Genomic DNA, 12,840 nt, shown 5'->3' on the forward strand with positions numbered 1-12,840 from the left:
TTCAGAGATGAAATTTTGGCCACTCCCGAGTGGCCTTTTTCTTTTGTATCAAGCGTGCTTTTCCAGCCACACGCTAAACGGCTCAGTATCAGCCGCTTCAATCTCCTGCTGACGACGCTTCGAAGCCTCGGTTTCAGCAATAAATTCAGCTTCCTGCAATATTTCTAATGGCTCTTCACGCAGCAGATTTCGGTAAGCCTCACCCAGCGCTTTGCCCGTACCGCCAATGCCTTCATCAATCATAGACCGTAGGATCCGGGCAGAGAAAGTCAGTTCAGGATTGTCAAAACAGACAACCAGTTCATCACAGACCTTCTGATACTCCTCTCCCCCATCGATGCTGTCCAGCGTTTGTGCCACGCGTTTCAGATCGCGGAACAAATCTTTCCCAACCTTAGGCAGCGGGAACTGGGCTGTTTCACAGCCAATACCTAACGTCAGTCCAGGCTTACGCCCTTCGAGAATCACACGATTCCAGTTTTTACGTGTACACAGCAATTCATCACTGCTCATTTCCGGGGCATCGGCCAGCGCACACCAGACCATAAACAGATCGAGGAAGCGTACCTGCTGCTCGTCCACGCCGATCGGTGAGAACGGGTTGATATCCAGCGAGCGTACTTCGATGTACTCGATACCGCCACGCAGAAGCGCATCAGACGGCGTTTCACCACGACGAGTGACGCGTTTCGGGCGGATAGGCGCATACAGCTCATTTTCAATCTGCAGAACGTTGCTGTTGATTTGCAGACGCTTACCGTCTTTCTCCAGACCGATCGCCGCGTACTCCTCGGAAGGAGTCTTAATCGCACGCTTTAATCCTGCCACATACTCATGCAAATCGTTAAACGTAATTCCGAGATTGCTTTGCGACTTATTGGTATACCCCAAATCACTCAGACGCAGCGATGTCGCGTACGGCAGGTAGTACATCCCGCAGTCGGTTTTTTCAAACGGCAGGGTTGTCGGTTTTCCTTGCAGGAATGAGGAACAAATGGCCGGAGAGGCGCCAAACAGATACGGGATCACCCAACCAAAACGGTAGTAGTTGCGGATCAGACGGAAGTAGCCCGCGGAGATCTTCTCTTTAGCATCTTCGCCTTCGGTTACGCCGCACTTCGCCTGCCAGAAAGCCATTGGCAGCGAGAAGTTGTAGTGTACGCCCGAGATTGTCTGCATCAACGCACCGTAACGGTTTTTAAGGCCTTCACGGTACAGCGTTTTCAGGCGACCGGTGTTCGACGTGCCGTACTGCGCCAGTTCGATATCCTGGCCTTCGGCAATATAGCAAGGCATGCTCAACGGCCACATACGCTCGTCGCCCAGGTTTCTGGCGGTATAACGATGCAGGTCGCGCATGAATGTGAGCATTTTCTCAATGTCATCGCCTGGCGGAGTGATAAATTCCAGCAGCGCTTCGGCAAAGTCAGTAGTTATCCATTTATGCGTTAGCGCTGAGCCTAACACCTCAGGATGGCCTGTCGTTGCTAATGACCCATCTGCATTAACACGCAGCGTTTCGCGCTCCAGACCACGTTGAATCCCCTTTAACGCCTGAGGATGGTTTTCCAGCCAGGCCAGCGCCTGTGATACGTCCGGGATCAAATTGACCTCCCGCCTGTCAAAATCGTTTTAATTAGCATAATGGTATTGGTTACCCTGAAGGCTATCTCACAACACAATTAGTGCCACCACATAATGCCTTGCGTCGTAACCGCTGCGACAACAACATAGCGCAGCGCCTTGCCAAGGCATAAGAAAAAGAGAACTGGACCCCACGAGATGCGCATCCACCCGGCTAACAGGCATAATAAATCACCTACAACCGGCATCCAGCTTAATAATAGTGTGACAGCGCCATAGCGCCGCAGCCAGCCAGTGGCTTTTTCTTGCCAGCGCGATGTTTTACGCAAAGGAAAGAAACGCCCAAGGATAACGTTAGTTAACCCTCCAAGGCTATTACCCATTGTTGCTGTTAAGACTAAGACCCAGGGATGACTTATCCCGGAGACCAGCAAAGCAACTAAAACAACTTCAGAATTGCCGGGTAATAGCGTGGCGCTGAGAAAACTACTGGCAAACAGTGACAGGAGCGACAGTCCATCACTCACAATAACCGGACATCCACGGCGTCCATTCCCGCAGCGTGCGCCGCCTGTATTCCAAAATCGGCATCTTCAAACACGACGCAACGAGCCGGAATAACCCCCATACGTTCGGCACAAAGCAAAAACGTATCAGGAGCAGGTTTGTGGCGTTGTACGTGATCGGCTGCGACGACAGCATCAAAATAGCGACGCAGTCCAAGGTGAGCGAGCAGCGCTTCTGCAATTGCGCTTTCACTCCCCGTTCCTACCGCCATAGGCCGACGCCCATGCCAGGCTTTCACGACGTCAACCAACGGCAGAGGCTGGACGCTATCCAGCAACATGCTTTTCACTTTGTCAGTTTTCTCGCGCGCTAAGGCATGGGGGTCAAGATCGGCATGATTCAATTCAATTACCGACTGGGCAATACGCCACGTTGGGGAGCCGTTGAGGGCGACCATGGCTTGTTCATCAAACCGCAGCCCATAATGCCCCAATACCTCATGCCACGCCTTACGGTGCGTTGGCTCAGTATCCAGGATGGTGCCATCCATATCAAAAATCAAACCCGCATAACGTTCGTACATCGTCTTCTCACAAGCCGAATGACCAGACGTTATTTTATCGTAATTGATTGATTTTGTCGCTGACAGCGAATTGAGGGGGGTTCAGAGAGTATGTGGAAATAATTTAAAGGGGGGAGATGGTGCATCCGGGAGGATGACTCACTAGCGTTCGCCCTGCGGGCCGTTGCTGGAGCAACGTTATCCTTCCTGGTGCTCGCGATTATCTCGCAGACCATGAAACAACAGTTTTGCTGCTATCTCGGAGAAGATGGTGCATCCGGGAGGATTCGAACCTCCGACCGCTCGGTTCGTAGCCGAGTACTCTATCCAGCTGAGCTACGGATGCATCGGGAATTGCTGTTTACTACTGATACTGCGAAGAAGATGGTGCATCCGGGAGGATTACTCGGCTGCGCCTCGCCCTGCGGGCCGTTGCTGAAGCAACGTTATTCTCCCTGGTACTGGCGATTATCTCGCAGACCATGAAACAACAGTTTTGCTGCTATCTCGGAGAAGATGGTGCATCCGGGAGGATTCGAACCTCCGACCGCTCGGTTCGTAGCCGAGTACTCTATCCAGCTGAGCTACGGATGCATCGGGAATTGCTGATTACTACTGATACTGCGAAGAAGATGGTGCATCCGGGAGGATTCGAACCTCCGACCGCTCGGTTCGTAGCCGAGTACTCTATCCAGCTGAGCTACGGATGCATCAGGAAAACTTACTTACTGCAGATTTGATATCGCTGCTAAAGTGATATCGATTTCCGTAACAACGCTAATGCGTTATTGCAGAGAAGATGGTGCATCCGGGAGGATTCGAACCTCCGACCGCTCGGTTCGTAGCCGAGTACTCTATCCAGCTGAGCTACGGATGCAAATGGCGGTGAGGCGGGGATTCGAACCCCGGATGCAGCTTTTGACCGCATACTCCCTTAGCAGGGGAGCGCCTTCAGCCTCTCGGCCACCTCACCAACACGCCTCTTGCGAGTGCTTCGAAGAACTTGTTTCTGCTCATCGTCGCTGCGTGGCGCACATATTACTTTCTGGGACTTATAAGTCAAACAATTTTTCCAGAGCTTTTATCGTTTGCACATTTCACGCGCAATTAGTCTGCAAAAACGGCAAAAAGAGTGTTTTATCAACAGATAAATTGGCAATTTCCTGAAGCAGTGAACAAACGGAAACTTCGTCGGGAAAGGCATTACGCCCAGTAGAATCGAAAAAATGGGGAGGACGAAGAAGAAAAGAGAAGAGAAGAAAAAGGGTGACTCAATCAGGTTGCGCCTCACCAGAAAGGTGAGACGCGAAAACCTTAGTAACTGGACTGCTGGGATTTTTCAGCCTGGATACGCTGGTAGATCTCTTCACGATGGACAGAAACTTCTTTCGGGGCGTTTACGCCAATGCGCACCTGGTTGCCCTTCACCCCTAAAACTGTCACGGTGACCTCATCGCCTATCATGAGGGTCTCACCAACTCGACGAGTCAGAATCAGCATTCTTTGCTCCTTGAAAGATTAAAAGAGTCGGGTCTCTCTGTATCCCGGCATTATCCATCATATAACGCCAAAAAGTAAGCGATGACAAACACCTAAGTGTAAGCAGTCACGGCATCACATTCTGTTAAACCTAAGTTTAGCCGATATACACAACTTCAACCTGACTTTATCATTGTCGATAGCGTTGATTCGCATGCCGTAACTTAGGGTTTCGGCATGCGCTGACGCTTATAGTTATTACAGTTTTGCGCTGACCCAGCCTTTCACACTGGCTAACGCTGCAGGCAGAGCCGCTGCATCCGTACCACCGGCTTGCGCCATGTCCGGACGACCGCCACCCTTACCGCCGACCTGCTGAGCGACCATTCCAACCAGTTCCCCTGCTTTCACGCGATCTGTCACGTCCTTAGACACACCCGCAATCAGAGAAACCTTACCTTCCACTACCGTTGCCAGAACGATAACGGTAGACCCCAGTTGATTTTTCAGATCATCAACCATGGTACGCAACATTTTCGGCTCAACGTCCGCGAGTTCACTGACCAGCAGCTTCACACCGTTGATATCAACCGCTTTGCTGGAAAGATTTGCACTCTCCTGCGCCGCAGCCTGTTCCTTCAATTGCTGCAATTCTTTTTCCAGTTGACGTGTACGCTCCAGCACGGAACGAACTTTGTCAGCGATATTCTGGCTATCGCCTTTCAGCAGCTGCGCAACATCGCTTAAGCGATCGCTCTCAGCATGCACGGTTTGGATAGCGCCTTCACCGGTTACCGCTTCGATACGACGAACGCCTGCCGCAGTACCTGACTCGGACACTATGCGGAACAGACCGATATCACCCGTACGGCTGGCGTGAGTACCGCCACACAGTTCGGTAGAGAAATCACCCATGCTCAGAACGCGCACATGGTCGTCATATTTCTCGCCAAACAGCGCCATTGCGCCTTTGGCTTTTGCCGCTTCGAGATCCATGATGTTCGTTTCAATCGGCAAGTTGCGACGGATTTGCGCATTCACCAGATCTTCAACAGCACGAATTTCAGCAGGCTTCATCGCTTCGGTATGAGAGAAGTCGAAGCGCAGCAGTTTATCGTTAACCAGCGAGCCTTTCTGTGCCACATGAGTGCCCAGAACCTGGCGCAGCGCCGCGTGCATCAGATGCGTTGCGGAGTGGTTCAGGCGAATACGCGCACGACGCGCTTCATCCACATCAGCCTGCACTGCATCACCAATTTTCAGAGAACCCGCAGACAGCTTGCCAATGTGACCAATGGCCTGGCCATATTTCTGTGTGTCGCTAACGGCAAACGCAAAACCTGCGCCTTTCAGTTCGCCTTTATCGCCAACCTGACCACCAGATTCCGCATAGAACGGCGTCTGATCCAGTACGACAACAGCGTCCTGACCAGCGTTAATTGCGTCTACCGCTTTACCATCAACAAACAGCGCGGTGACTTTGCCGTTCAGTTCCAGCTGCTCGTAGCCTTTAAATTCAGAAGCGCCATCAACACGAATCATTGCATTGTAGTCTGCGCCAAAACCGCTGGCTTCACGCGCACGACGGCGCTGTTCTTCCATTGCAGCTTCAAAGCCAGCTTCATCAACCTTAATGTTACGCTCGCGGCAAACGTCTGCCGTCAGGTCAACAGGGAAACCGTAAGTGTCATACAGACGGAATGCGGTTTCGCCGTCCAGCGTATCGCCAGACAGTTTTGCCAGTTCTTCATCCAGCAGCGCCAGACCACGCTCCAGCGTACGCGCAAACTGCTCTTCTTCGGTTTTCAGAACCTGCTCAACCATAGCCTGCTGACGCTTCAGTTCTTCACCAGCAGAGCCCATGACGTCCACCAACGGACCAACCAGCTTGTAGAAGAAGGTATCCTTCGCGCCCAGCATGTTGCCATGACGCACCGCGCGACGAATGATACGGCGCAGCACATAGCCACGGTTTTCATTCGACGGCACAACACCATCGGCAATCAGGAACGCACAGGAACGGATATGGTCGGCGATAACGCGCAGCGACTTGTTGCTCAGATCGGTCGCGCCGGTGACTTTCGCCACGGACTCAATCAGTGAACGGAACAGGTCGATTTCATAGTTGGAGTTAACGTGTTGCAGCACGGCCGCAATACGCTCCAGACCCATACCGGTATCCACGGACGGTTTCGGCAGCGGTTCCATGGTGCCGTCAGCCTGACGGTTGAACTGCATGAAGACGATGTTCCAAATCTCAATGTAGCGATCGCCATCTTCTTCAGCGCTTCCCGGAGGCCCACCCCAGATATGGTCGCCGTGGTCGTAGAAAATTTCGGTGCATGGACCGCAAGGACCGGTATCACCCATCTGCCAGAAGTTGTCGGACGCATAAGCCGCACCTTTGTTATCACCGATGCGGATGATACGTTCGCGCGGAATACCGACTTCTTTTTCCCAGATTTCATAGGCTTCATCGTCAGTTTCATAGACGGTGACCCACAGACGCTCTTTTGGCAGGGCAAACCAGTTTTCACCGGTCAGCAGTTCCCATGCATATTGAATAGCATCGTGTTTGAAGTAATCGCCGAAGCTGAAGTTGCCCAGCATTTCGAAGAAAGTGTGGTGACGTGCAGTGTAACCGACGTTTTCCAGGTCATTGTGCTTACCACCCGCACGTACACAACGCTGCGAGGTGGTTGCGCGGGAATAATTACGCTTGTCGAGGCCAAGGAAAACATCCTTGAACTGGTTCATCCCGGCGTTGGTAAACAACAAAGTAGGGTCATTGTTCGGTACCAGGGAGCTGCTGGCAACTACCTGGTGTCCTTTACTATGGAAAAAATCGAGAAACGCCTGACGGATCTCAGCGGTGCTCTTGCTCATAATTATCCTGAAGAAATCAAGCTAACGAAATGTCATTACCAGCATCGGCAAGCAAACTGCGCCTCTGGCAATCGAAAAGTGGGAATAAGATAAGTTTTCTTTACTGGGAAGTAAAATCCCGTATGCGGTCAATCGTCAAAATTTCGCCATATTGCCTGAATATCTTCCATCAGATAGCCGCGATAGAGCAAAAAACGCTGGACCTTTACCTTATCTGAAAAATCGACAGGTAAAGGTTCACCGTACTTCCGAATGGCCTGCTCACGCGCAAGCACTGCCCAGTCAATTTCGCACTCACGCATGGCCCGCTCGATAGCTTCACGCGTGATCCCTTTTTGGTTTAATTCCTGGCGCACCCGGGCAGGCCCATAACCTTTGCGGCTACGGCTGGCGATAAACTGCTGCACGAAGCGTTCATCATCCAGATAACGACTTTCAATACACCAAGCGATGACCTTGTCGTAATCCTCCGGCGTGGCATCAATTTCTTCTGGTCCATTTTTCCCCATCACCGGAGCGGCCAGCTTGCGCCGCAGTTCCTGCTCGCTGTGATCGCGCATCGCCAGAATACGTACGGCGCGGTCAAGCAGTCGGGAATAAGCGGAACGGCGGGAAGTTGCTTCTGTCATAGTAAACCTTCAGAAATGAAAAAGGGCTGCATGATATGCAGCCCTTTAATATATGCGATTCAAAACATGCGATTCAAAACAGATTATCAGAAATCTTCGTTCGTTTCTTTTACGTCTTCGCCGCTGTCATCAACGGAGAAATCAGGCGTTGAATCCTGGTTATTGAGCAGTAGCTCACGTAATTTCTTCTCAATTTCTTTCGCAGTTGCCGGGTTTTCTTTCAGCCAGTTGGTCGCATTCGCTTTACCCTGACCGATTTTCTCACCGTTGTAGCTGTACCATGCACCAGCTTTTTCAATCAGCTTCTCTTTCACGCCCAGGTCAACCAGTTCGCCGTAGAAGTTGATGCCTTCACCGTAAAGGATCTGGAATTCAGCCTGTTTGAACGGCGCTGCAATTTTATTTTTCACAACCTTAACGCGGGTTTCGCTGCCAACCACGTTGTCACCTTCTTTCACCGCACCAATACGACGGATATCCAGACGAACAGACGCATAGAATTTCAGGGCGTTACCACCGGTGGTGGTTTCCGGGTTACCGAACATAACGCCAATCTTCATACGGATCTGGTTGATGAAAATCAGCAGCGTGTTGGACTGCTTCAGGTTACCGGCCAGCTTACGCATTGCCTGGCTCATCATACGCGCCGCAAGGCCCATGTGAGAGTCGCCAATCTCGCCTTCGATTTCTGCCTTCGGCGTCAATGCGGCAACGGAGTCGACAACGATAACGTCAACCGCACCGGAGCGCGCCAGTGCATCACAGATTTCCAGCGCTTGTTCACCGGTATCCGGCTGAGAACACAGCAGGTTATCGATATCAACGCCAAGCTTACGGGCATAGACCGGGTCCAGTGCGTGTTCTGCATCGATAAATGCACAGGTTTTACCTTCACGCTGCGCAGCGGCAATAACCTGCAGGGTCAGCGTTGTTTTACCGGAGGATTCAGGCCCGTAGATTTCGACGATACGGCCCATTGGCAAACCGCCCGCGCCCAATGCGATATCCAAAGAAAGCGAACCGGTGGAGATAGTTTCCACATCCATGGAACGGTCTTCACCCAGGCGCATGATGGAGCCTTTACCGAATTGCTTTTCGATCTGACCCAGCGCTGCCGCCAACGCTTTCTGTTTGTTTTCGTCGATAGCCATTAATTACTCCTGTCATGCCGCTTTCGGGTTAAACCGCGAAACGTGATAGATAATGTTCTGTTGAGGCAATTATACTGTATGCTCATACAGTATCAAGTATTTTGTAGAAATTGTTGCCACAGGGTTTGTAACGCGTAGGCGGTCGCCTGTCGACGGACCGCATCGCGATCGCCGCTAAAGCATTCCCGGCGGGTAATCCCCTCGCCGCTCGCGCTGGCAAAGGCAAACCATACCGTTCCCACAGGTTTTTCTTCGCTACCGCCATCCGGCCCCGCAATACCGCTTATCGAAACAGCGAAATGCGCACGGGCGGCTTTTAACGCGCCTATCGCCATCTCTACCACCACAGGCTCACTCACCGCGCCATGCTGGGCCAGCGTCTCTTCGCGCACGCCAATCATCTGCGCTTTGGCTTCATTGCTGTAGGTCACAAACCCGCGTTCAAACCAGGCGGAGCTTCCGGCAATATCCGTAATCGCTTTGGCTACCCAGCCGCCGGTGCAGGATTCCGCCGTCGTCACGGTTGCCCCGCGCGCTTTCAGCGCCAGGCCAACCTGCTCGCTTAACTGCATCAGTTCACTGTCGGTCATTTCAGCCTCTGTCAGTTAAAAAAATATGCCGGACAAGATAGCACTTTCATGACCAATGTGGGGATGGGGAGAACGTTTTACGAGGGGGATTCCAAAAATTGCTCCGTTGCACAAATAAGGCCTGCCGGATGGCGATGCCAGGACATCTTATCCGGCCTACCAGAGATATCTTCCGGTAGGCCGGTGGAGCGATTACTGTACGCGCGCCAGCGCCACCGCCTGACCTAACTGCCAGACTGCCATCGCGTAATGCGTGCTGTGGTTATAGCGGGTAATCGTGTAGAAGTTCGGCAACCCATACCAGTACTGATAACCCGTGCCAATATCCAGGCGCAGCAGGCTGGCCTGCTGATGATTCCCCAACGACTGCTGCGGCGTCAGACCCGCGGCAGCAAGCTGAGAAATGCTGTACTGGGTTTTAAAGCCGTTCGCAAGCCCAGGTGCCTGACCATTTGCCGGAACCGCGACCGTATCGCCTTTCACCCAGCCGTGGCCCTTGAAGTAGTTCGCCACACTACCGATGGCATCAACCGGATCCCACAGGTTAATGTGTCCATCGCCATTGAAATCAACGGCATATTGTTTATAGGAAGACGGCATAAACTGGCCGTATCCCATTGCCCCCGCGAAAGAACCTTTCAAATCGAGCGGATCGTCGCTTTCATCTCGCGCCATCAGCAGGAAGGTTTCCAGTTCACCAGAGAAGTATTCCGCACGACGAGGATAGTTAAACGAAAGCGTCGCCAGCGCATCCAGAATCCGCGTTTTACCCATCACGCGGCCCCAGCGAGTCTCTACACCAATAATACCGACAATAATTTCCGGCGGAACTCCGTAGACCTGCCACGCACGGTTCAACGCATCTTCATATTGATTCCAGAAAGCCACGCCGTTTTGCACGTTGTCAGGTGTGATGAACTGTTTGCGATAGCGCAGCCATGCGCCGTTAGGTCCGGCTGGCGGTTGAGTCGTCGGTGCCTGGCGGTCCATCAAACGCAATACCGAGTCCAGACGCTTGGCCTGCGACAGGATCTCCTGCAGCTGCTGGCGGTCGAAGCCGTGCTTGTTCACCATTTTCTCGATGAACTGCTGCGCGTTCGGATTATTGGCAAAATCGCCGCCCGTTTGCATGACGTTGTGCTGTGGCTCAAGCAGGAAGCCGCCGGATGGCGCACCCGTAGTCGTTTGAGTCTCTGAAGGTTTAGGTTTGCTGCTACAGGCAGCGAGCAGTACGAAAAGGGGGAGTAACGCTACATAACGACGCTTGAACATGAGACATCCATTAAACAAATTCAGCCTGGGAGAAGTATGGTAAAGCATCCTCCGCCATACAAGGAAGCGGTAGTCGCTCTCCTTCACAGAATTTACATCCCCTTTCATCTCTGACCATCACATTTGCGAGCTTTCACGCAAAAACTTTCAAATTAAAATATTTATCTTTTATTTTGAGATCAAAATAACACTTTTATATCTTTCAATCTGATTAAAATCAGCCACCGTTTGGCAAGATAACTAAAAATCCCTACAGGAGAGAATAATGATCGACACCATCACACTCGGTGCTGAGTGGTTTATCGGGCTGTTCCAGAAAGGCGGAGAAGTGTTTACCGGCATGGTGACCGGTATTCTGCCACTGCTGATCAGTCTGCTGGTCATCATGAATGCGCTGATTAACTTTATCGGTCAGCAGCGTATTGAACGTTTTGCCCAGCGTTGCGCCGGAAACCCGCTGTCCCGCTATTTGCTACTGCCGTGCATCGGCACATTTGTGTTTTGTAACCCAATGACGCTGAGTCTGGGTCGCTTTATGCCAGAAAAATACAAGCCCAGTTACTACGCCGCCGCGTCTTACAGTTGCCATTCCATGAACGGCTTATTCCCGCACATCAACCCCGGCGAACTGTTTGTCTATCTGGGGATCGCCAGCGGACTGACCACGCTGGGGCTTCCGCTTGGCCCACTGGCGGTGAGCTATTTGCTGGTCGGTCTGGTGACCAACTTCTTCCGTGGCTGGGTGACCGATTTCACCACCACTATCTTCGAGAAAAAAATGGGCATTCAACTTGAGCAGAAGGTACATCTGGCGGGAGCAACATCATGACACGTATTCGTATTGAAAAAGGCACCGGCGGCTGGGGTGGCCCGCTTGAACTGGATGCCGTTCCGGGCAAGAAAATTGTCTATATCACCGCAGGAACTCGCCCCGCGATCGTCGACAGGATAGCAAGCCTGACCGGCTGGCAGGCCGTTGATGGCTTCAAAGAGGGCGAGCCGCCGGAGAGCGAAATTGGTGTGGCGATCATCGACTGCGGCGGCACGCTGCGCTGTGGGATCTACCCTAAACGCCGTATACCGACGGTGAATATTCACGCTACGGGTAAATCCGGCCCACTGGCTCAGTACATTGTCGAAGATATCTATGTCTCTGGCGTAAAAGAAGAAAACATTACCGTTGTCGGCGAAGCGTCCGCCACGCCAACGCCCGCAAGCAGCAGCATGGGACGCGATTACGACACCAGCAAGAAAATTACCGAGCAAAGTGATGGTCTGTTGGCAAAAGTCGGAATGGGCATGGGTTCAGCCGTTGCGGTTCTGTTCCAGGCCGGGCGCGACACTATTGATACCGTCCTGAAAACCATTCTGCCGTTTATGGCATTCGTCTCAGCACTGATCGGCATCATTATGGCTTCGGGTCTGGGAGACTGGATCGCCCATGGACTCGCACCACTGGCCAGCCATCCGCTGGGACTGGTCACGCTGGCACTGATCTGCTCTTTCCCACTGCTTTCGCCTTTCCTCGGCCCCGGTGCGGTCATCGCCCAGGTTATCGGAGTGCTGATCGGTGTACAGATTGGTTTGGGGAATATTCCCCCACATCTGGCGCTACCTGCCCTGTTCGCCATTAACGCCCAGGCCGCATGTGACTTTATTCCTGTCGGGTTGTCGCTGGCCGAAGCGCGTCAGGACACGGTCCGCGTCGGCGTGCCATCCGTTCTGGTGAGCCGCTTTCTGACCGGCGCGCCAACCGTTCTCATCGCCTGGTTTGTTTCCGGCTTTATTTACCAATAAGAGGCACTCAAAAATGACCGTGATTTATCAAACCACCATCACCCGTATCGGCCAGAGCGCCCCGGATGCATTGTGCGACCAGATGCTGATTACCTTTCGTGAAGGCGCGCCCGCGGATATCGAGGAGTTTTGCTTCATCCATTGCCACGGCGAGCTGAACGGTTCGTTGCAAGCTGGGATCCAGTTTGAACTAGGCCAGCATCACTACCCGGTCACCGCCGTTGGCAGCGTGGCGGAACAAAACTTACGTGAACTCGGGCATATCACTCTGCGCTTTGACGGACTGAGTGAAGCGGAATTCCCCGGTACCGTACACGTTGCAGGTCCCGTACCGGACGGTATCGCGCCGGGCTGTATTTTGAAGTTTGTTGCTTAAGATTGAA

General features: G+C 52.5%; 12 protein-coding genes and 5 tRNA genes. 3 read left to right on the forward strand and 14 right to left on the reverse strand.

Annotated elements, in window-relative coordinates:
- Nucleotides 1-48: 48 nt before the first annotated feature.
- The 14 genes from gshA to mltB form a co-directional block, all read right to left on the reverse strand.
- Nucleotides 49-1,605 carry a glutamate--cysteine ligase gene (gshA, locus tag C2U41_RS16285; RefSeq protein WP_003037314.1) on the reverse strand — a complete coding sequence of 519 codons (1,557 nt, stop codon included), beginning with the start codon at nucleotides 1,603-1,605 and terminating at the stop codon, nucleotides 49-51.
- A gap of 77 nt (nucleotides 1,606-1,682) precedes the next feature.
- Nucleotides 1,683-2,111, reverse strand: a complete 429-nt coding sequence (locus C2U41_RS16290) for a YqaA family protein (protein WP_003839664.1) — start codon at nucleotides 2,109-2,111, stop codon at nucleotides 1,683-1,685.
- On the reverse strand, nucleotides 2,108-2,674 hold the full coding sequence (gene yqaB / locus C2U41_RS16295) for a fructose-1-phosphate/6-phosphogluconate phosphatase (protein ID WP_044699675.1): 567 nt from the start codon (nucleotides 2,672-2,674) through the stop codon (nucleotides 2,108-2,110). The genes C2U41_RS16290 and yqaB overlap by 4 nt, the downstream gene beginning before the upstream one ends.
- Before the next feature lie 248 nt (nucleotides 2,675-2,922).
- Nucleotides 2,923-2,999: transfer RNA gene (locus C2U41_RS16300), tRNA-Arg, on the reverse strand.
- Nucleotides 3,000-3,170: 171 nt separating this feature from the next.
- A tRNA-Arg gene (locus tag C2U41_RS16305) sits at nucleotides 3,171-3,247 on the reverse strand.
- Between the two features lie 39 nt (nucleotides 3,248-3,286).
- Nucleotides 3,287-3,363, reverse strand: a tRNA-Arg gene (locus C2U41_RS16310).
- A gap of 90 nt (nucleotides 3,364-3,453) precedes the next feature.
- Nucleotides 3,454-3,530 (reverse strand) — tRNA-Arg (locus C2U41_RS16315).
- Between the two features lie 3 nt (nucleotides 3,531-3,533).
- Nucleotides 3,534-3,626, reverse strand: a tRNA-Ser gene (locus C2U41_RS16320).
- Nucleotides 3,627-3,967: 341 nt separating this feature from the next.
- On the reverse strand, nucleotides 3,968-4,153 hold the full coding sequence (gene csrA, locus C2U41_RS16325; protein ID WP_000906486.1) for a carbon storage regulator CsrA: 186 nt from the start codon (nucleotides 4,151-4,153) through the stop codon (nucleotides 3,968-3,970).
- Between the two features lie 237 nt (nucleotides 4,154-4,390).
- Complete coding sequence (gene alaS / locus C2U41_RS16330) at nucleotides 4,391-7,018, reverse strand: alanine--tRNA ligase (protein WP_016150875.1); 2,628 nt, start codon at nucleotides 7,016-7,018, stop codon at nucleotides 4,391-4,393.
- A gap of 128 nt (nucleotides 7,019-7,146) precedes the next feature.
- Nucleotides 7,147-7,647, reverse strand: a complete 501-nt coding sequence (gene recX / locus C2U41_RS16335; RefSeq protein ID WP_046670379.1) for a recombination regulator RecX — start codon at nucleotides 7,645-7,647, stop codon at nucleotides 7,147-7,149.
- Nucleotides 7,648-7,733: 86 nt separating this feature from the next.
- On the reverse strand, nucleotides 7,734-8,798 hold the full coding sequence (recA, locus tag C2U41_RS16340; RefSeq protein WP_003037330.1) for a recombinase RecA: 1,065 nt from the start codon (nucleotides 8,796-8,798) through the stop codon (nucleotides 7,734-7,736).
- A gap of 92 nt (nucleotides 8,799-8,890) precedes the next feature.
- The gene (gene pncC, locus C2U41_RS16345; protein WP_003037333.1) at nucleotides 8,891-9,388 is read right to left on the reverse strand and encodes a nicotinamide-nucleotide amidase; all 498 of its coding nucleotides are present in this window, start codon (nucleotides 9,386-9,388) and stop codon (nucleotides 8,891-8,893) included.
- Between the two features lie 192 nt (nucleotides 9,389-9,580).
- The gene (gene mltB / locus C2U41_RS16350; protein ID WP_003037336.1) at nucleotides 9,581-10,660 is read right to left on the reverse strand and encodes a lytic murein transglycosylase B; all 1,080 of its coding nucleotides are present in this window, start codon (nucleotides 10,658-10,660) and stop codon (nucleotides 9,581-9,583) included.
- Between the two features lie 265 nt (nucleotides 10,661-10,925).
- On the opposite strand from mltB, the gene srlA reads away from it, so the two are divergent.
- The 3 genes from srlA to srlB are packed head-to-tail and all read left to right on the forward strand — an operon-like array spanning nucleotide 10,926 to nucleotide 12,833.
- Complete coding sequence (gene srlA / locus C2U41_RS16355; protein ID WP_003037339.1) at nucleotides 10,926-11,489, forward strand: PTS glucitol/sorbitol transporter subunit IIC; 564 nt, start codon at nucleotides 10,926-10,928, stop codon at nucleotides 11,487-11,489.
- Nucleotides 11,486-12,457, forward strand: a complete 972-nt coding sequence (gene srlE / locus C2U41_RS16360) for a PTS glucitol/sorbitol transporter subunit IIB (RefSeq protein WP_003840246.1) — start codon at nucleotides 11,486-11,488, stop codon at nucleotides 12,455-12,457. The genes srlA and srlE overlap by 4 nt, the downstream gene beginning before the upstream one ends.
- A 13-nt stretch (nucleotides 12,458-12,470) precedes the next feature.
- Entirely contained in the window at nucleotides 12,471-12,833 is a 363-nt protein-coding gene (srlB, locus tag C2U41_RS16365) for a PTS glucitol/sorbitol transporter subunit IIA (RefSeq protein ID WP_003846051.1), read from the forward strand.
- Nucleotides 12,834-12,840 lie beyond the last annotated feature (7 nt).

This window comes from Citrobacter freundii complex sp. CFNIH4, assembly GCF_002934505.1.
Taxonomy (GTDB): Bacteria; Pseudomonadota; Gammaproteobacteria; order Enterobacterales; family Enterobacteriaceae; genus Citrobacter; species Citrobacter freundii.